Here is a 17,144-nt window from a genome sequence, read left to right as displayed (position 1 = left end):
ATGATCGACATCAGGGCTGACGGGGCGACGCGTGAAGGGTTTGTCCAAAACGTCATCAACACGTGGTGGGCGGCCACCGAGGAGCAAGAGACGCAGGGGCGCTTCTGGTATCGCAACGCCCACGACCTGGCGACCATGATGACGGACGGTGACGCGCGTAAGGGGGCTGGCCTCCTGGCCGCGCTGTCCCCGCAGACCTCCTGGCCCCTGAACGTCGAGCTGGCCACCGCGGCGTACGAGACGGGGGAGCCTTCGGGGCACCTCGGCGACGCCCTGGCCAAGGCCGCCAAGATCCTGGCGGGGGCCGACCCCATCGAAGTGCTCCCGATGGACCGCAAGACCGGCCACTTCTACCGCTGCATACTCGACCCGGAGGATGCGGAGGCGGTCTGCGTCGACCGGCACGCACACGACATCGCGGTCGGCGAGGAGTACGGGGCGCGGGAGCGGGGGCTGGGTGCGAAGGGCCGGTACGCCCTGATCGCGCGCTGCTACCGCGAGGCCGCCCAGCGGCTGCGCGAGCTCCCCTCGACGGTTCAGGCCGTTACCTGGGTGGTGTGGAGAGATCGGCTGATCGGCACCTCGACGAGGGGCTTCGAGTTCGTCAAGGCGGTCTAGCTGTGTAAGTGTCGCAACGCCGAAACCCCTTCGGGGGTCGTCGTGGGATGGCAGACCACGGCCCGATGAGGCAGGCCAGAACGTGAAGGCGTGACGAATGAAGCTGTTCCGCAGACTGTTCCGTCCGACCGTCGTAGAGGTGACCGTGAACCACCGGGCCCCCGAGCGACTGATTGACGCGGTTGACGACTTGGCAGCGGTATTCACGCGGCTCGGTACGGCCGAGGCGGGTGGTCACTTCACCTGCTCCGAGGCTGACGCCATCGCGCGGGTCCTGGCCGTCTCCGGTAACGAGGGGGTGGCGATCGACTGGCTGTGCGGTCACGCCACCGACGACGAAGTCGACGACATGCACCACGTCTACGACGAGGACGACCCGGAAGGCGAGGGCCGCGTGATGACCGACGACGAGATCGCCGAGTACGTCGCGGAGCTGGCCCTGTGAGCGCAGAGATCCGAGAGCGCACGACGAAGCTCCAGGCCCTCGTCAAGGAGGTGCAGGAGTGGCGCACCGAGCAGGACCCGGGCACCCCGGAGTGGCTGACCCTGTGCGAGCTGGCGGACCAGGTCGAGGGCCTGCTCCTGGCACTGCCCTGGGAGTTGCAGCCGACTCCCACGGTCGACGAGCTGGTCGAGGAGATGGGGCTGTGAGCGAGGCGACGGTGAAGCTCGCCATCACCAACACCTACGAGGGCGGGGCAGAGATCAAGACCGAGGCGGTCGTCACCGTTCCCCTCCCGCTTCCCGCGGAGGACACCGACGAGCGGAGCGACTGGGCAGACGACCACATCTTCCCGGAGACCGGCGCGGGCCGGACCCGCGGGAATGCCTGGTACGACGTCGAGATCGTCGAGTCCAGCGTCCCCGAGCTGCTGGGTCTGACCTTCCGGTTCGGCTAAGGCGAAACCCCCTGCGGGGGGTCGGCGTGGGATGGCAGCCCACGTCCTGACGAGCCAGGCCACGTAGCAAGGAGCACAGCAGATGACCCCCAAGTTCCGCGACCACGACCGCACCGTCCGCGACTCGAAGCGCAAGGACAGGGCCACCACCCTGGAGCGGCGCGAGGTGCGCCGTAACAAGTACGACGGCTCGGCCGTCGTCTGATGTCCGAGTCGATCGACGAGCGGTTCAACCGCTGGGCCGAGAAGCTGCGCGCGATCCTCGTCAATCCCGACGAGGACGCGCGACAGGAGGAGTTCGAGACCGCGGTCAACGACATGTGGATCGAGGACAAGCGACTGATCGCCTACTGGGACAACTGCATCGACGGGTGCTGCCCGACCGGTGAGTTGATCCTCGTCCGGCTGGTTCACGACCAGCTCTCTGCGCCCGCGATCGTGCGGACCTTCCCGGAGTTCATCCGATCGACCCGGACGCACCGGGCCGTCATCATGACCGAGGACTGAGGAGATCAACAGTGCCTACCGCCGCTCAGATCAAGAAGTGCCTCACCGACTCGATCGCCCAGGACATCATCGACACCGCCGCGGAGGGCGGGATCACGTACTGGGCGATGCGGCCGACGCAGGCCGAGTTCGACGCGCTGCCCGAGGGGAAGACCTGGACGATCGTCGAGGGCATCGACGACCGGAACTTCGGGGGTAAGCGCGAGGTCGACGGCGTCCACTACCTCAACGCCGACGACGTTCGCGAGGCATACGCCAAGCTCCTCGACCTGGACCAGGGGTACGTCAACAGCGAAATCCACGGGTACATCGTGCAGTCGTGGCTCGACAAGGACGAGGAAGGCATCGAGACCGGAATGATCGACGCGGACGCGGCCGACGCGATCGTGCAGGTGGCACTCTTCGGGGACCTGGTGTACTCGTGATCCGCCGTCCGATGGCGGGGCCCGACGACGAGGCAACCGCTGCACTGTACGAGGTGGACGCGGCCGAACGTAGCTGGGTTGCGGCCGGCCGCGGAGAAGGGTCTGAGTCCCTGTACTACTGCGCCGCCCAGTACGCATGGCACGCAATCCTCGACAGAGATGTGTAAGTGTCGCAATCGTGTTAGTGTAACCAACGAAACGGAGGTCGCGGTGAACGCCCTCGAAGTTCGATACCACCTCTACTCCTTCCTCGCGGGCCTTGCCCGTCCGGCCGCGATCATCTCGGCTGAACTGATCCCTCCGACTTCCGGCGAGCCCGTGGAGATCCGCGTGGTGACGCGCGACCCGATGGGGGAGGAGCGGGCCTACGCGGTCAGCGTCCGCGAGGAGTAGCACCCAAGGCGAAACCCCCGGCAGGGGGTCGGCCGGAGTGGATCTCCGGTCCTGATGAGCCAACCGAGTGTGTAAGTGGGACAAGACATGGGACGCATGAAGGACATCGCCATCGACATCATGGCCTTCGAGGCGGGTGAGCTCGACGCCAGGGAGACGCTGGACCTGTTCGCTCTCCTGGTCCGGAGCGGGATGATCGCGAACCTCCAGGGCTCGTACGTCCGGGCCGCGGTCGACCTGATGCACGCGGGCTACCTGACCCAGGACGGGCGCGTGACGGAGTTCGCCGAGTTGGAGCTGGCGGAGGCCGCGGCATGAATCAGCGCTGGGAAGAACTGAAGCGCACGTACCCCAAGCTCTTTGAGAACGAGCGCGAGGCGAAGCTCGCCGCGTGGGCGCAGTTCAAGCTCGCCGACCTGCGCGATCTGCTCATGAGCGAAGCGCGCGAGAAGGACATGCTCCGCGAGGAGATCCAGCGTCTGACGGGGGGTCCGAGTTGAGCACCCCGCCCCGCCAGGTTGCTGCGCGAGTCGACGAGGAACTGGCCCGGCACCTCCAGATCCTCGAACCGACCGGGCTGACCAACAGCGACATCGTGAAGAAGGCGATAGCCCTGTTCGTCGATGTGTACTCCGTCGCCGTCGCGAACGGCGTCGCCGAGCCTCACGAGATTCCCGAGCTGACCGCCTACCAATACCAACTTCCTGCCAAGTGGACGCCCCCGCCGCCTCGCACCGGATCACTCAGCATGAAGGGAACCCCTCGTGAAGAAGAACCTACTGATCGGTCTCCTGGTCGCGGCCCTGCTCGGGGCCCTGGCCTCGACCTCCCGGGCCTCGGCCTCGCCGACAACCAAGCACAAGCCGCCAGCGGTACCGGCGAAGGTCGTGTACCTCCCCGTATTCCACGTCCCGAGCCGGCCGTGCACTGACGACTCGGACGACCGCAACTGCTACTGGGATGCCGGTCGGCGTGGCGACACCGCCGGCTACTCGTACTACGTCGACCGCGCGGGGAACGTCGTCTACCTGGACCCCAAGCTGAACGACCCGGCGAAGCGGAAGGCGTGGACGGCAGCCAACAAGAAGGCTCACCGCGAATACTGGGGCACCGTCTGGGGCCACCGTCTCTGCTGGGCCAGCGTGGGCGACACCTCGTACGTCTACTGCTTCGACGGCCACAAGGAGACGAGCTGACATGGCGTTCACCCGAGTGTTGACGCACAACTCGAAGGACGACGGCCAACCGATCGGACTCGGCATCTACTACATCGACGACAACCACATTCGGCAGACCAAGCTCCGTACCGCCGCGTGCGTGAGCACAGATCTCCCCAACGGTGGGCGCCGGTCCGTGTTCGTCGACCGCGACGGTCGAGCCATCGCGACGGGCTGGTTCAAGGTCTGGCCTCCGTCGAACGGCCACGTGTGTAAGTGAGGCGAAACCCCCGGCAGGGGGTCGGCCGAAGTGGATCTCCGGTCCTGATGAGCCAACCCATCGCGCAAGTGGAGCAGAGATGTCCAATGAGAACCCGAAGTTGAAGCAGATCCGCGCCCTCCTGGCGAAGGCGGAGGATCCGGGCGCCCATCCCGACGAGGCGCTGGCCTACTTCGCCAAGGCCGCCGAGCTCATGGCGAAGTACGGGATCGAGCGGGCGATGCTCGCAGAGGCGGACCCCAAGTCCGACAAGATCGTGGAGCGCTCGTATCGGATCAAGGGGACGTACGTCGTCGACCGAGCAGACCTCCTGACCCACATCGCAAAGGCGCTCGGCGGCCAGACCGTGTACTGGGCCCTCCAGGACTCGTCGACCCGACGACGGTACCGGCTGGTCAAGATCGTCGCCTTCGAGTCGACGCTGGACCGGATCGACATGCTCTTCAACTCTCTCGTCCTCCAGGCTTTCAACGGCGTCAACCGCGGGCGCCCGCAGTGGGGAGAGTCCACCACCGCCTACCGCAAGGCGTGGCACGCCGGCTTCCGCAACGCCGTCTTCAGCCGCTTGGTTCAGGCCGAGCACCTGGCGGCCGAGGAGACGACACCGACCACTGCGGGCCGCAGTGCCGAGCTGGTGCTGTCCGACCGGAAGCAGATGGTGGTCGCCGAGTACGAGCGCCTGCACCCGAAGGTGCGCAAGGCGGGGCCCCGCAAGATCACCGGCTCGGGCTTCGGCGAAGGCAAGGAGGCCGGACACCGGGCGGACCTCGGGCAGACCCGGATCGGCGGACGGCACAAGAGTCTTGCCCGCTGATTTGACCGCAAGGTGAAACCCCTTCGGGGGTCCGCGTGGGATGGCTGCCCACGCGCTGACGAGCCAAGCCGCAGACCAAGGAGACCTGACCGATGAGCCGAGCCCTCGCCAACCGACCGATGGACACGCACGCCGACAGGGTCCTGGAGGCCATCCTCTACGCACCGGACGGCATGACCGACTTCGAGCTGTCGAGCAAGCTGCACATCCTGCTGTCGAGCATCAACGCCGCCCGCAACACCCTCATGGCCAAGGGCCTCGTCGAGTGGCGAGGCGACCGCCGGCCGTCCGGGCGGGGCGGCATGGCGAAGGTCTGGCAGATCGCGGCGGGTGCCTGATGGCGCGCGAGCGAGAAGGTTGGGAGTACGTACCGGGCCAGGGATCGCGCTGGGCGCCGACCGTCGAGGTGCAGATGGCCAACATGCTCGTCGGCAAGTACGGCGACGAGTACGACGAGGCCAAGCACGAGCTCGACGACCTGGTACGCGCGGCCTACCGCGACGCGGCCGAGGAGCTGCGCGGCCTGGAGCCGGAGGTGCCGGAAGGCTTCACCCTTCGGGGGGAGTGGCTGGCCGGCTTCGAGGAGGCCCGTCAGAACGCAGTCGATCTGACCTTCCCCGAGTACCCCCAGGAGTTCGAGGATGAGTGACCTGATCATCGGCCTGAGCGGATACGCCCGCTCCGGCAAGAACGAATCGGCGAACGTCCTCATCACCCGTGGTTGGAGGCCGGCGGCCTTCGCCGACAAGCTGCGCGAGGTTCTGCTCGCCGTCGACCCCGTGATCCCGGGTCCGTACGGTACGGGGAACATCCGGCTGAGCGTCCTGATACGGGATGTCGGCTGGGAGTACGCCAAGGACCACTACCCCGAGGTGCGGGCCCTGCTGCATCGTGTCGGCACGGACGCCGGCCGAAGGCTGTTCGGCGAGAGCGTCTGGGTGGACGCCCTGTTCCGCCAGCACGACGACACGTCGGCCCTGGTGGTGACCGACGTGCGCTTTCCGAACGAGGCCGGAGCGGTGCGCGACCGCGGCGGCCTCGTGATCCGGGTGACCCGGCCCGGCATCGGCCCGGCCAAGGACAAGTACGGCCGGGTGTACGGGTCGGAGGTCGCACTCGACGACTACGACTTCGATCACATCCTGGTGAACGACGGCTCGATAGCCGACCTGCACAAGCGGCTGGCCGGCGTCGCCAACCTGATCGCGCCACTTGCACACGCAGGCCCCAGTGTGTAAGTTGGACAACATCATCACGACGATCCGAGAGCTCGACGAACTGCCGGACGGAACGGCGGTCGAGATCCTGGACAAGCGCGGGAGCTGGGTGATCAAGCTCCTGGGGGACTGGGTCGACTTGGACAAGCCGGTCGGCACGACATGGAACGTCTACACCTACGTCAACACCCGTCGCTACGGAGTGCGGGTCATCAACGGAGAGGGGACCGAACAGTGAACACGAAGCCCGAGACCGCCCTGGAGATCATCGCCCGGTACCGCAAGGCGTACGACAAGCGCGAGGAGCGCATCTGCGACTTCCTGAACGACGGCGGCGACCTGAAGGAGGGCGTGTCGCAAGAGGCGTACGACGAGGCCCGCATCGACGAGTGGGAGGACTCGCACGGCGACCTCGGGAGCCTGGTGAGCGAGCTGGAGGCAGCGCTCGGCGCCCGGCTGAAGCTCGGAGACCGTGTGATCGTGAGCGCGGAGGCCGAGACCGCCTCCGGTGGTGCCGTGCTCTTCACGGGCGAGGTGAAGGGCACGCTGGTCGGTCCACGCGACGGGGAGGGTGACGTCAAGGTCGAGGCGCAGGGGGGCATCCAGTACGTCGACCCCCGCTTCGTGAAGCCGCTCGCGGAGTGAATGTGTAAGTGTCGCCGAAACCCCCGTAAGGGGGTCGGGGTGGGGTGGCGCCCACCTCCTGACGATGGCAGCCGGACGAGAGGAGCACACAGTGGCCCGCGAGAAGTTCTTCGTCGACTGGAGCGACGCAGCGTTTCCCAAGATCCTCCCCATCAAGTTCGCCTCCGAGTATGCGACCCCGCTGACGCTCACCGAGGCGAAGCAGGAGATCGTCGACCACTTCCGTAACGACATCGAGCACGCCCGCGAGCAGATCCGCATCGCTCGCTCGGCCCGCGCCGCGGACCTGGTGGTCGGCTGATGAAGTACCTGAAGGTCAGCGTGAGCGGCCCCTACATCAACACCGAGAGGACCGCCTACTTCGAGGTCGACGACGACTTCGACCCGGAGGGCAAGGACGAGGCGGAGGCCAGCGAGCTGGTCGAGCAGGAAGTCGCCGAGTACGTCGAGTCCTGGTGCGAGGTGGTCGACGTCGAGGACGTTCCCGAGGGCGAGCGTCCGTGAGGATCACCCCTAGGACGCACGAGATCAAGAGGGTCGTCGACATCATGGATGACGAGACCTTCGAGGGTCCCGAGCAGATGGCGAAGGCGCTGATCAAGGAGATCGGCGACATGCTCCAGATGCGCGACCTCGTCGTCCTGGTCCACACCTGGGCTGATGGCACGAAGGGCCTGAACATCGGCCCCTTCGGAGCCGCGGCCGAGGCGGAAGCCTTTGCCAAGAAGGTGCACATCGGAGGGACCGGCCGGGTCGTGCCGCTCACCTCGTCGGGGATCATCCTGGCCAACGCCGATGGCAAGGCGGAGGGCTGGCCCGGCTACTGCTGGAACCCCGAGTGCGGGCACAGCCCGAACAACCACGCAATCGACGGGTCGTCCCGCGGCAAGTGCCACATCCTGTCGTGTAAGTGTGACAAGTTCACGAAGGACGACCCGAGCCTGAAGACGAAGAAGAAGACGACCCGCAGGACGGGCGGAGCGAAGGGAATCCAAGAGCTGTGACGTGCGACTGGAAGACGTGCAAGTGCGGGAAGCGGGACTTCATGAGCTCGCGCAACGCCGAGAAGGCGCTCGGGCGGGCGCAGGCCAAGCGGAGCAGGCGCGGTGACGCCGCCGGCAGCAGGCGGGGTCTGAAGATCGAGCACCGGGTGCACGCCTGCGACTTCGGCGGGTTCCACCTGACGTCCGAGTCGCGGGCGTCGTTCGAAAACCGGGCAGTGTGCAAGTGACGCAGGAGTTCCAGTCGCTCGACCCGATCACGCCCGAGGACATCCTGATCGTCTACGGGTTCCACCAGGCGCGCCGCTACCCCGAGTTCAACCGCGAGAACGTCTACACCCTGCATGGTGTGGCCGCCTTCGGCCGGCTGCGTGGCCGGCGCCCGAAGCGGATCTTCCACACCGGCCTCGGACTGAGTCGGGAGGCTGACCGCCTCCGCGTGGAGTTCAACTTGCTGGAGGCCAAGTACGGCACCGCGGTCTACCACGTGAACGAGCTCGACCGCGCGCGCATAGAGGCCGAGTTCATGAAGAACGGTCCGTGCTTCATCTGCGGTGACCCCGTGGATCACTACGGCCAGCCGCACCGCCGGGCGACCAGCAACAACGGCTGGGTGGCACCGTGAGCGACAGGCCCGCGGTGACCGTCGAGTGGCGGAAGACGACATGGACGCCGGCAGAGCGGGAACGCCTCGCGCGGATCCTCCTTGGCCCGGTGGTCAAGTTGCACTAATCCAGCTACAGTTACACACGGCGTGAACGCGCCCCCCGGCCGACAGGCGCGGGGGGCTTCGCGCGTTCGCGCGCCCAGCCACGTGGGGGAATCATGCGAACCAAGACTCTGCCGCGGAAACGCAAGACGCTCCGCGTAGCTATCTACCTGCGCGTTTCCACTGCCAAGCAGCTCGACGGCTACGGCCTAGACGTTCAAGAGGAGCGGAGCCGAGCGTGGGTCACGTACCAGCTACGCCATACGCCCCACACCATCGTGGACGTGTACTGCGATGGAGGCGTCTCTGGCAAACTTGCACACCGAGACGAGCTGGATCGGCTGACCGAAGACATCGCGGCGGGTCTGATCGACGTAGTTGTGTTCGCCAAGCTGGACCGCATCGGGCGAACTATGCGCAACATCCATCGCTGGGTCTACGACGCCACCGACCACGGCGTGCGCGTCGCGACTGCTGACGGCCGGATCGACTCCGAAGACCAGATGTTCGGCATCCAGCTCTCCCTCCTCGCATACATGGCTGAGGTCGAGCACGCCCTGATCCTGGAGCGCACGATGGGTGGCCGGATCAAGAAGGTCTCCGGAGGCGGCTGGGCCAGCGGTACGCCGCCCTACGGCTACATGCTTGACGAAGACGGCGAGCCGGTTATCAACCCTGCGGAGCAGAAGAACATCTTCAAGGCGACTGAGTTCCTGGTTGACGGCAAGATGAGCCGCGGGGAAGCCGCCAACGCTCTGAACGAGCTCAAGCGCTTCACTCGCACCGGCAAGCAGTGGACGGGAGACAACCTGGTCCTCCGCCTGCGACTGGCCGTCCGAGGGTACGTCGACTTCAGCTTCTCCGGCGTGAACGAGGACGGCGAGGAGATCATGACGAGCTACCGCCTGGAGCTGCCCCCCCTTTTCGAATCCGAGGAGCGGCGCAAGGCGCTGGAGGCCGTCCTGGACGACATGAAGGGGGCTCCTCGGACGAACTACGGCAGTCACCTCCTGTCGGGCCACCTCTTCAGCGTGTGTGGCCACGGTCGCCACGGGGTGCACCGGCACGACACGGACGACCTCTCGTACCGGTGCTCCAACCCCGCAACCGCGGCCGAGGGGCACGACTGCAAGCCGATCCCTGGCGAGGAGGTCGAAGAGCTGGTGTGGGACGAGGTCTCGAAGCTCATAAGCGACCCCGAGGCCATCATGGGCATGGTCGACAAGTGGCTCGGAAGCGTTCCCGAGCGAGCCGAGTCTTACCGTGCGCGCTCGAAGGAGATCGATGCCGCGCTGAACACTCTGCGCAACGCTCGACGGAAGAAGATCGCCATGCTCGCGGCCTCTCTCGACGAGGACGACGAGATGGACATGAAGCTGATCGACGAGCTGAAGGGGGAGATCGCCGCCAAGGAGCAGAAGCTGCGCGAGGAGCAGGATCGCATTGCCGAGTGGCTGGAAGAGGTCGACAGCAAAAAGCAGCGGGCCGACGCCATGCGGAAGACGATTGACCAGGTCAAGGCCAACGTGACGACCTTGAATCCGGCAGACAAGAAGCGCATCCTGGAGCTTCTGCGGGTGCGAGTGGAGATTGTCGGCGACAACACCATTGCGCGATCGGGCGGAAGTAAGGACCCGATGATCGAATGGCACCGCAGTAACAAGATCAAGATTCCAGTCGGTGTCTCTGATGAGCAATGGCAGCGGATCAAGAGCATCCTGGAAGGAGGCTCGAAGCCGAAGCCAGAGGATCGCGCGTGCTTTGAAATGCTGCTGGAGAAGCTGCGCCATGAGAAGTCGTGGCACGACTACAACCGCGACGAGCGCATGGGTGGGAAGGGCTGGGCCTACTTCTACCGCATCGCTCGTCGGTGGTTCGATGGCGGCCTGTACGCCCTCGCCCTGGAGGCCCTGGGGCAGTATGAGGGGGTCCTTGCGCCGGATGGCTACACTCTGCCCCCCATGAAGATTTGCGGCGTGATCGACGATTCACCGGAGGGTCTTGTGAAACCTGGCGCAGGTGGGCCTACTACTTCCACCAAGGGGATCACCGGTGCCGGCCTGGTAGGGAGTGCCGCGTGACCGGTGCGGCCGAGGAGGCGGAGATGACGACCGACACGTATTCCGGCGGTCTCGACGGAGCCGTGATCGCCGTGGCGGGCGCCGGCGGGCCGGCAGGCCGCGCGGTGCTGCAGCGGCTCGCCCGCGCGGGCGGCCACGTCGTCGCGGTGGACCACGACCCCGAGCGGCTGGCCGAGGCCGTCGACGCGGCCCGCTACGACGCCGGCGGCGCCGACATCACCGGTGAGATCGTCGACCTGCTCGACCTGGAGGCCACCCAGGACTGGGCGGCCCGGATCGAGAAGGACCACGGCAGGGTCGACGGCCTGGTGCACCTGGTGGGCGGCTGGCGCGGCTCGGCGTCCTTCCCGGAGACCGAGCTGGCCGACTGGGACGTGCTGCACCAGCTGCTCGTCCGCACCGTTCAGAACACCTCGCTGGGCTTCCACGACGGGCTCATGCGCAGCCCCGGCGGCCGCTACGTGCTGATCAGCGCCGCGGGCGCGAGCCGCCCGACCGCGGGCAACGCGGCCTACGCCGCCGCGAAGGCCGCCGCGGAGGCCTGGACGCTCGCGCTCGGCGACTCCTTCCGCCGGCTCGGCGGCGACGGCGGCCCCACCGCGGCGGCCACCGTCCTGGTGATCAAGGCGCTGGTGCACGACGGCCTGCGGGCCGAGCGCCCGCAGTCGACCTTCCCCGGCTTCACCGACGTGACCGACCTCGCCGAGGCGATCGCGACCCAGTGGAACCGCAACGCAGCAGAAGTGAACGGGACCCGCCAGTGGCTGACGCCCCAACCGTGACCGACCCGGCCGGCACCCCGGCCGACCGTACCGACGCCGTACGCCGGCACGACCCGGCCGTCCGCGGCTTCGCCAGCGACAACTACGCCGGCGTTCACCCCGAGGTGCTCGCCGCCCTCGCGCTCGCCAACGGCGGCCACCAGGTCGCCTACGGCGAGGACGCGTACACCGCCGCGCTCCAGGAGGTCTTCCGGCGGCACTTCGGCCCGACCGCCGAGGTCTTCCCGGTCTTCAACGGCACGGGCGCCAACGTGACGGGCCTGCAGGCGGTGACCGAGCGCTGGGGCGCGGTGGTGTGTGCCGAGAGCGCGCACATCCACGTGGACGAGTGCGGCGCGCCCGAGCGCGTGGGCGGCCTGAAGCTGCTCACCGTCCCCACCCCGGACGGCAAGCTCACTCCCGAGCTGATCGACCGGCAGGCGTACGGCTTCGACGACGAGCACCGCGCGCAGCCGCAGGTCGTGTCGATCGCCCAGACCACCGAGCTGGGCACCTGCTACACCCCGCAGGAGGTCGCGGCGATCTGCGACCACGCCCACCAACTGGGCCTCGCGGTGCACATGGACGGCGCGCGGCTCGCCAACGCCGCCGCGACGCTCGGGGTGCCCCTCGCCCGTTTCACCACCGAGGCGGGCGTCGACATCCTGTCCTTCGGCGGCACCAAGAACGGGCTGCTGCTCGGCGAGTGCGTCGTCGTGCTGGACCCGCAGCGGGTGCGCGGGCTGCGGTATCTGCGCAAGCTGTCGATGCAGCTGGCGTCCAAGATGCGCTTCGTGTCGGTGCAGTTCGAGGCATTGCTGGCCGGCGACCTGTGGCTGCGCAGCGCCGGGCACGCCAACGCGATGGCCCGCCGGCTGGAGGCGGCCGTGCGCGGCATCGAGGGCGTCCGGGTGACCCGGTCCGTGCAGTCCAACGCCGTCTTCGCGGTGCTGCCGCGCGAGGTCGCCGAGCGGCTGCAGAAGCGCTTCCGCTTCTACTTCTGGGACGAGTCCACGGGCGAGGTGCGCTGGATGTGCGCTTTCGACACCACGGAGGCGGACGTGGACGCCTTCGCCGCGGCCATCGCGGAGGAAGTCGCGCACGTCTGAATAGATATACGACAACTGGTAAATTGATTGATCTGCGGACGGCGGCTCCCTAGGGTCTGCCCATGGAACCGATCCCGGAGACCGCCGACCTTTCCGCCTTCCTCGTGGCTGACGACGTCCTCGACCACCACGACCCGGTGGTGGTCGAGACGGCCGCGCTCCTCGCCGAGGACGCCGACAATCTGCATGAGTATGCGCACACGGCGTACGAATACGTGCGCGACATGATCCCGCACTCCTTCGACTCGGGGGACCCGCGCGTCACCTGGCGGGCGTCCGACGTGCTGGCCCAGCGCAACGGCATCTGCTACGCCAAGTCCCACGCCCTCGCCGCCCTGCTGCGGGCCCGCGGCATCCCGGCGGGCCTGTGCTACCAGCGGTTGACCGAGGACGACGGGTCCGACCCCGTCGTCCACGGCCTGGTCGCCCTGCGGCTGCCGGGGGCGGACCGCTGGAGCAGGGTGGACGCACGCGGGAACAAACCCGGTGTGGACGCCGCTTTCTCCCTCGACGTGGAGCGGCTCGCCTTCCCTGTCCGCCCGGAGCTGGGGGAGTGCGACTATCCGACGGTGTACGCGGCGCCGCCGTCGCAGGTGGTGGACTGCCTGCGGGCGGCGCCGAGCAGCGCGCGGATCGTGCTGCCGACCGAACTGCCCTGAACGGCAATGCCCCGAGGAGGACGCGTATGGGTGCCGCGGACGAGACCGAGCGGCTGGCCGCCGCCGAGCTCGGCGGGCCGCTGGGGGAGCGGGCCACCCTGGTGCAGTTCTCCAGCGCGTTCTGCGCGCCCTGCCGGGCGACCCGGCGCGTGCTGGCCGAGGTGTCCGGGATGATCGAGGGGGTGCGGCACGTGGAGATCGACGCCGAGGCGCACCTCGGCCTGGTCCGGCGGCTGCGGATCGAGAAGACCCCGACCGTGCTGGTGCTGGATGCCGGCGGCGCGGTGGTGCGCCGCGCGGTCGGGCAGCCGCGCAGAGCCGACGTGATCGCGGCGCTCGCAGCCGCGGTCTGAGCGGCCGTCCTCGGCGGGCCGGTGCCGCGGACGTCGGGCAGGTCACAGTCGAGGACCTTGCGAAGGGGCGGCGCGGTCTGTGTACTGGCGAGTAATATAACCGCAGGGGACTCGACGCGACGCGTGCAGTACGCGGCGGGGAGCCGATGCCACTGGCGCCTATGCTGCCAGTTCCGGGGCACTTCCAGGGCGCTGCCGGGGCAGTTGACGAAGACGTGCAGGACGAAGCAGTAGGAGAGCAGGCGTGAGCTTGAGGATCGTAGTCGCTGTGAAGTACGTGCCCGACGCCACCGGCGACCGCCACTTCGCCGATGACCTGACCACCGACCGCGAGGCGGTCGACGGACTGCTGTCGGAGCTGGACGAGTACGCGGTCGAGCAGGCGCTGCAGATCGCGGACGCCGCGGACGACGCGGAGATCACCGTACTGACGGTGGGCCCCGAGGACGCCAGGGACGCGCTGCGCAAGGCGCTGTCGATGGGCGCCGACAAGGCCGTCCACGTCGAGGACGACGAGCTGCACGGCACGGACGCCATCGGCACCTCGCTGGTGCTGGCCAAGGCTGTGGAGCACATCGGCTACGACCTGGTCGTGACGGGCATGGCCTCCACCGACGGCACCGCCGGCGTGGTGCCCGCGCTGCTCGCCGAGCGGCTCGGTATCCCGCAGGTCACGCTGCTGTCCGAGGTCGCGGTGTCCGGCGGCAAGGTGACCGGGCGGCGGGACGGGGACGCGGCGAGCGAGCAGTTGGAGGCGTCGCTGCCCGCACTGGTGTCGGTGACCGACCAGTCCGGCGAGGCCCGCTACCCGTCCTTCAAGGGCATCATGGCCGCCAAGAAGAAGCCGGTGGAGTCCCTGGACCTGTCGGACCTGGGCATCGACGCGGCCGATGTCGGCCTCGGCGGTGCCTGGACCGCGGTGCAGGACGCCACCCAGCGCCCGGCGCGCACCGCGGGCACGATCGTCAAGGACGAGGGCGAGGGCGGCAAGCAGCTCGCCGCCTACCTCGCGGAGCAGAAGTTCATCTGACGGACGGCCCCGCCCGGCGCGCCGCGCCCGGGCCCGTCCGCCCGCTCCCGCCCCCGACTCCCCTTCTTCCGCAGGAGAACGCACCCATGGCTGAAGTCCTCGTCCTCGTCGACCACGTGGACGGCGCCGTCCGCAAGCCCACCCTCGAACTGCTCACCCTGGCCCGCCGGATCGGCGACCCGGTCGCCGTCCACCTCGGCGCCGGTGCCGACACCGCCGCCCCGGTGCTCGCCGAGCACGGCGCCGTCAAGGTGCTCACCGCAGACGCCCCGGAATTCACCGACTACCTCGTCGTGCCCAAGGTGGACGCCCTGCAGGCCGCCGCCGCTGCCGTCTCCCCGGTCGCCGTCCTCGTCCCGTCCTCCGCCGAGGGCAAGGAGATCGCCGCGCGGCTCGCGCTGCGGCTCGGCTCGGGCATCATCACCGACGCCGTCGACGTGACGGCGGGCGACGAGGGCCCGGTCGCGACCCAGTCGGTCTTCGCCGCCGCCTTCACGACCCGCTCGCGCGTCACCCGCGGCGTCCCGGTCATCACCGTCAAGCCCAACTCCGCGCCCGTCGAGGCCGCTCCCGCGGCCGGCGCCGTCGAGCCGCTGGAGGTCGTCTTCGGCGAGCTGGCCACCGGCACCAAGGTCGTCTCCCGCACCCCGCGCCAGTCCACCGGGCGGCCGGAGCTGACCGAGGCCGCGATCGTGGTCTCCGGCGGCCGCGGAGTCAACGGCGCCGAGAACTTCTCCCTCATCGAGGAGCTGGCCGACTCCCTCGGCGCGGCCGTCGGCGCCTCGCGCGCCGCGGTGGACGCCGGCTGGTACCCGCACAGCAACCAGGTCGGCCAGACCGGCAAGTCGGTCTCGCCGCAGCTCTACGTCGCCAACGGCATCTCCGGCGCCATCCAGCACCGGGCCGGCATGCAGACGTCCAAGACGATCGTCGCCGTCAACAAGGACGCCGAGGCCCCGATCTTCGACCTCGTCGACTACGGCGTGGTCGGCGACCTCTTCCAGGTCGTCCCGCAGCTCACCGCGGAGATCAAGGCCCGCAAGGGCTGAACCGCCCCCGGGCTGCTGCCCGCAGGCCCCCGTACGCCCCGCGCGCACGGGGGCCGCGGCGTTGCCCGGACGGTGTTGACCTGGCCGTACGCCCGGGTTAGCGTCGCTCCGTCGATTCACGGACACGGACGTCGGCCGGTACGGGGAAGGTGGGGCCTGTGACGGGCTCGGACCGAAGGACGCTCACCGGCGCGGACGTGGCCCGCGTCGGCGCCTCGCTCGCGGCCACCGACGCCGAACTCGCCCGCCGCTACCCCGGCGACCCGGGCACCCGGCAGCCCGTGCACACCGTCTACGTGCCCGCCGACACCGCGGGCCCCGGCACCCCGCGGGAGTGGGGCGACCGGGCGCTGGCCGCGCTGGACGCGCACGCCCCGGACGCCGCCGCGTTCGGCGAGCTGCTCGCGCTGCCCGCCGGGCTCGCCGCCGAGGTGCACGACCGGGTCCGCGCCAAGCTGCGCCGGGAGCCCGTGGAGGACCTGCGCATCGACTTCGAGGACGGCTACGGCCCGCGGCCCGACGCCGAGGAGGACGCCGCCGCCCGCGCCGCCGCCCGTACCGTCGCGGAAATGGCCGGGCGCCAGGGGGCGCCGCCGTGGGCCGGGATCCGGATGAAGTGCCTGGAGGCCGCCGTACGTGAGCGCGGCATCCGCACCCTGGACGTCTTCCTGACCGCGCTGCTCGACGCGGGAGGGCTGCCGGACGGGCTGGTGGTCACGCTGCCCAAGGTGACATTCCCCGCGCAGGTGGCCGCGATGGCCGAGCTGTGCGGGCAGTTCGAGCGGGCCGCGGGGCTGCCGGAGGGCCGGATCCGTTTCGAGGTCCAGATCGAGACCACCCAGGCCGTACTGGGCCCGGACGGCACCGCGACGGTCTCCCGGCTCATCGGCGCCGCGGCCGGCCGTCTCACCGCGCTGCACTACGGCACCTTCGACTACAGCGCCGCATGCGGTGTCGGCCCCTCCCACCAGGCCCCCGACCACCCCGCCGCCGACCACGCCAAGGCCGTCATGCAGGTCGCCGCCGCAGGCACCGGCGTACGGCTCTCGGACGGCTCCACCAACGTCCTGCCGGTCGGCTCCACGCAGGACGTGCACACCGCATGGCGGCTGCACTACGGGCTGGTGCGGCGCTCGCTGGCCCGCGCCTACCACCAGGGCTGGGACATGCACCCGGCGCATCTGCCCACCCGCTACGCCGCCGTCTACGCCTTCTGCCGGGAGGACCTGGACGCCGCCGCGGCGCGGCTCGCGGCCTACGCCGGAAAGCGCGCCGGGGGCAGCGCGGTGCTGGACGAGCCGGCGACGGCCCGCGCGCTGTGCGGCCACCTGCTGCGCGGCCTGGACTGCGGCGCCCTCGACCCGGCCGAGGTGGCCTCCCGCACCGGGCTGACCCGCGGCGAGCTCGACGCCCTGGCGGGGCGCTGAGCCGCCGTCC

The 17,144-nt window shown here is 69.1% G+C and carries 31 protein-coding genes and 4 other RNA genes; all 35 read left to right on the top strand.

Annotated elements, in window-relative coordinates:
* Entirely contained in the window at nt 1-618 is a 618-nt protein-coding gene (locus tag IH54_RS46080; RefSeq protein ID WP_199923336.1) for a DUF7178 family protein, read from the top strand.
* Nucleotides 619-715: 97 nt separating this feature from the next.
* Nucleotides 716-1,063 (top strand): hypothetical protein, encoded by a 348-nt coding sequence (locus IH54_RS41420; RefSeq protein ID WP_052397140.1) that lies wholly within the window; start codon nt 716-718, stop codon nt 1,061-1,063.
* Nucleotides 1,060-1,269 carry a hypothetical protein gene (locus IH54_RS0106385; protein ID WP_031513662.1) on the top strand — a complete coding sequence of 70 codons (210 nt, stop codon included), beginning with the start codon at nt 1,060-1,062 and terminating at the stop codon, nt 1,267-1,269. Before IH54_RS41420 ends, IH54_RS0106385 begins: the two co-directional genes overlap by 4 nt.
* Entirely contained in the window at nt 1,266-1,517 is a 252-nt protein-coding gene (locus IH54_RS0106380) for a hypothetical protein (RefSeq protein WP_031513660.1), read from the top strand. Before IH54_RS0106385 ends, IH54_RS0106380 begins: the two co-directional genes overlap by 4 nt.
* Nucleotides 1,517-1,581: hammerhead ribozyme type II (locus IH54_RS42400), an RNA gene on the top strand. The genes IH54_RS0106380 and IH54_RS42400 overlap by 1 nt, the downstream gene beginning before the upstream one ends.
* A gap of 18 nt (nt 1,582-1,599) precedes the next feature.
* Nucleotides 1,600-1,722 (top strand): hypothetical protein, encoded by a 123-nt coding sequence (locus tag IH54_RS47585; protein ID WP_267965170.1) that lies wholly within the window; start codon nt 1,600-1,602, stop codon nt 1,720-1,722.
* Nucleotides 1,722-2,024: a hypothetical protein gene (locus IH54_RS0106370; RefSeq protein ID WP_031513658.1), complete on the top strand. Its 303-nt coding sequence runs from the start codon at nt 1,722-1,724 to the stop codon at nt 2,022-2,024. The genes IH54_RS47585 and IH54_RS0106370 overlap by 1 nt, the downstream gene beginning before the upstream one ends.
* A gap of 11 nt (nt 2,025-2,035) precedes the next feature.
* Entirely contained in the window at nt 2,036-2,449 is a 414-nt protein-coding gene (locus tag IH54_RS0106365) for a hypothetical protein (protein WP_031513656.1), read from the top strand.
* Between the two features lie 210 nt (nt 2,450-2,659).
* Nucleotides 2,660-2,842 (top strand): hypothetical protein, encoded by a 183-nt coding sequence (locus IH54_RS0106355; protein WP_031513654.1) that lies wholly within the window; start codon nt 2,660-2,662, stop codon nt 2,840-2,842.
* Between the two features lie 6 nt (nt 2,843-2,848).
* An RNA gene (locus IH54_RS42395) (hammerhead ribozyme type II) lies at nt 2,849-2,911 on the top strand.
* Between the two features lie 18 nt (nt 2,912-2,929).
* On the top strand, nt 2,930-3,160 hold the full coding sequence (locus IH54_RS0106350; RefSeq protein WP_031513652.1) for a DUF7417 domain-containing protein: 231 nt from the start codon (nt 2,930-2,932) through the stop codon (nt 3,158-3,160).
* On the top strand, nt 3,157-3,342 hold the full coding sequence (locus tag IH54_RS0106345; protein WP_031513650.1) for a hypothetical protein: 186 nt from the start codon (nt 3,157-3,159) through the stop codon (nt 3,340-3,342). The genes IH54_RS0106350 and IH54_RS0106345 overlap by 4 nt, the downstream gene beginning before the upstream one ends.
* A 264-nt stretch (nt 3,343-3,606) precedes the next feature.
* Nucleotides 3,607-4,038: a hypothetical protein gene (locus tag IH54_RS0106335; RefSeq protein WP_031513646.1), complete on the top strand. Its 432-nt coding sequence runs from the start codon at nt 3,607-3,609 to the stop codon at nt 4,036-4,038.
* Nucleotide 4,039: 1 nt separating this feature from the next.
* On the top strand, nt 4,040-4,279 hold the full coding sequence (locus IH54_RS0106330; protein ID WP_031513644.1) for a hypothetical protein: 240 nt from the start codon (nt 4,040-4,042) through the stop codon (nt 4,277-4,279).
* Nucleotides 4,279-4,341: hammerhead ribozyme type II (locus tag IH54_RS42390), an RNA gene on the top strand. Before IH54_RS0106330 ends, IH54_RS42390 begins: the two co-directional genes overlap by 1 nt.
* A 17-nt stretch (nt 4,342-4,358) precedes the next feature.
* Nucleotides 4,359-5,093 (top strand): DUF2786 domain-containing protein, encoded by a 735-nt coding sequence (locus IH54_RS0106325; protein WP_031513642.1) that lies wholly within the window; start codon nt 4,359-4,361, stop codon nt 5,091-5,093.
* Between the two features lie 92 nt (nt 5,094-5,185).
* The gene (locus IH54_RS0106320; protein WP_031513640.1) at nt 5,186-5,431 is read left to right on the top strand and encodes a MarR family transcriptional regulator; all 246 of its coding nucleotides are present in this window, start codon (nt 5,186-5,188) and stop codon (nt 5,429-5,431) included.
* On the top strand, nt 5,431-5,742 hold the full coding sequence (locus IH54_RS0106315; protein WP_031513638.1) for a hypothetical protein: 312 nt from the start codon (nt 5,431-5,433) through the stop codon (nt 5,740-5,742). The genes IH54_RS0106320 and IH54_RS0106315 overlap by 1 nt, the downstream gene beginning before the upstream one ends.
* Nucleotides 5,735-6,331: a hypothetical protein gene (locus IH54_RS0106310; protein ID WP_031513636.1), complete on the top strand. Its 597-nt coding sequence runs from the start codon at nt 5,735-5,737 to the stop codon at nt 6,329-6,331. The genes IH54_RS0106315 and IH54_RS0106310 overlap by 8 nt, the downstream gene beginning before the upstream one ends.
* A gap of 1 nt (nt 6,332) precedes the next feature.
* Nucleotides 6,333-6,548: a hypothetical protein gene (locus IH54_RS0106305; RefSeq protein WP_031513634.1), complete on the top strand. Its 216-nt coding sequence runs from the start codon at nt 6,333-6,335 to the stop codon at nt 6,546-6,548.
* A complete protein-coding gene (locus IH54_RS41415; RefSeq protein WP_052397139.1) occupies nt 6,545-6,955 on the top strand; it encodes a hypothetical protein in 411 nt (136 codons plus the stop codon). Before IH54_RS0106305 ends, IH54_RS41415 begins: the two co-directional genes overlap by 4 nt.
* 12 nt (nt 6,956-6,967) lie before the next feature.
* Nucleotides 6,968-7,032: hammerhead ribozyme type II (locus IH54_RS42385), an RNA gene on the top strand.
* Nucleotides 7,020-7,256, top strand: a complete 237-nt coding sequence (locus IH54_RS41410) for a hypothetical protein (protein WP_159011685.1) — start codon at nt 7,020-7,022, stop codon at nt 7,254-7,256. Before IH54_RS42385 ends, IH54_RS41410 begins: the two co-directional genes overlap by 13 nt.
* The gene (locus IH54_RS0106285; RefSeq protein ID WP_031513630.1) at nt 7,256-7,459 is read left to right on the top strand and encodes a hypothetical protein; all 204 of its coding nucleotides are present in this window, start codon (nt 7,256-7,258) and stop codon (nt 7,457-7,459) included. Before IH54_RS41410 ends, IH54_RS0106285 begins: the two co-directional genes overlap by 1 nt.
* Entirely contained in the window at nt 7,456-7,959 is a 504-nt protein-coding gene (locus IH54_RS0106280; RefSeq protein WP_031513628.1) for a hypothetical protein, read from the top strand. Before IH54_RS0106285 ends, IH54_RS0106280 begins: the two co-directional genes overlap by 4 nt.
* Nucleotides 7,960-8,000: 41 nt before the next feature.
* A complete protein-coding gene (locus tag IH54_RS0106275; RefSeq protein WP_052397164.1) occupies nt 8,001-8,186 on the top strand; it encodes a hypothetical protein in 186 nt (61 codons plus the stop codon).
* Nucleotides 8,183-8,581, top strand: coding sequence for a hypothetical protein (locus IH54_RS0106270; RefSeq protein WP_031513624.1), 399 nt, complete (start codon nt 8,183-8,185; stop codon nt 8,579-8,581). Before IH54_RS0106275 ends, IH54_RS0106270 begins: the two co-directional genes overlap by 4 nt.
* 200 nt (nt 8,582-8,781) lie before the next feature.
* On the top strand, nt 8,782-10,746 hold the full coding sequence (locus IH54_RS41405) for a recombinase family protein (protein ID WP_052397137.1): 1,965 nt from the start codon (nt 8,782-8,784) through the stop codon (nt 10,744-10,746).
* Nucleotides 10,747-10,769: 23 nt separating this feature from the next.
* Nucleotides 10,770-11,528 carry an SDR family oxidoreductase gene (locus IH54_RS0106260; RefSeq protein ID WP_031513622.1) on the top strand — a complete coding sequence of 253 codons (759 nt, stop codon included), beginning with the start codon at nt 10,770-10,772 and terminating at the stop codon, nt 11,526-11,528.
* Nucleotides 11,507-12,616 (top strand): threonine aldolase family protein, encoded by a 1,110-nt coding sequence (locus IH54_RS0106255; protein ID WP_043179995.1) that lies wholly within the window; start codon nt 11,507-11,509, stop codon nt 12,614-12,616. The genes IH54_RS0106260 and IH54_RS0106255 overlap by 22 nt, the downstream gene beginning before the upstream one ends.
* A gap of 62 nt (nt 12,617-12,678) precedes the next feature.
* Nucleotides 12,679-13,275 carry a transglutaminase-like domain-containing protein gene (locus tag IH54_RS0106250; protein ID WP_031513620.1) on the top strand — a complete coding sequence of 199 codons (597 nt, stop codon included), beginning with the start codon at nt 12,679-12,681 and terminating at the stop codon, nt 13,273-13,275.
* 26 nt (nt 13,276-13,301) lie between these two features.
* The gene (locus tag IH54_RS0106245; RefSeq protein ID WP_031513619.1) at nt 13,302-13,628 is read left to right on the top strand and encodes a thioredoxin family protein; all 327 of its coding nucleotides are present in this window, start codon (nt 13,302-13,304) and stop codon (nt 13,626-13,628) included.
* A 244-nt stretch (nt 13,629-13,872) separates the two neighbouring features.
* Nucleotides 13,873-14,658 carry an electron transfer flavoprotein subunit beta/FixA family protein gene (locus IH54_RS0106240; RefSeq protein WP_031513618.1) on the top strand — a complete coding sequence of 262 codons (786 nt, stop codon included), beginning with the start codon at nt 13,873-13,875 and terminating at the stop codon, nt 14,656-14,658.
* An 86-nt stretch (nt 14,659-14,744) separates the two neighbouring features.
* Complete coding sequence (locus IH54_RS0106235; protein WP_031513617.1) at nt 14,745-15,707, top strand: electron transfer flavoprotein subunit alpha/FixB family protein; 963 nt, start codon at nt 14,745-14,747, stop codon at nt 15,705-15,707.
* Between the two features lie 158 nt (nt 15,708-15,865).
* Complete coding sequence (locus tag IH54_RS0106230) at nt 15,866-17,134, top strand: DUF6986 family protein (RefSeq protein ID WP_031513616.1); 1,269 nt, start codon at nt 15,866-15,868, stop codon at nt 17,132-17,134.
* Nucleotides 17,135-17,144: the final 10 nt, after the last annotated feature.

Origin of the sequence: Streptomyces sp. NRRL F-5123 (genome assembly GCF_000721495.1) — a bacterium.
In the GTDB taxonomy this organism is placed as follows: Bacteria; Actinomycetota; Actinomycetes; order Streptomycetales; family Streptomycetaceae; genus Actinacidiphila.
The sequence above is the reverse complement of the archived record's forward strand: the minus strand, read 5'-3'. Positions and strand labels throughout refer to the sequence as shown.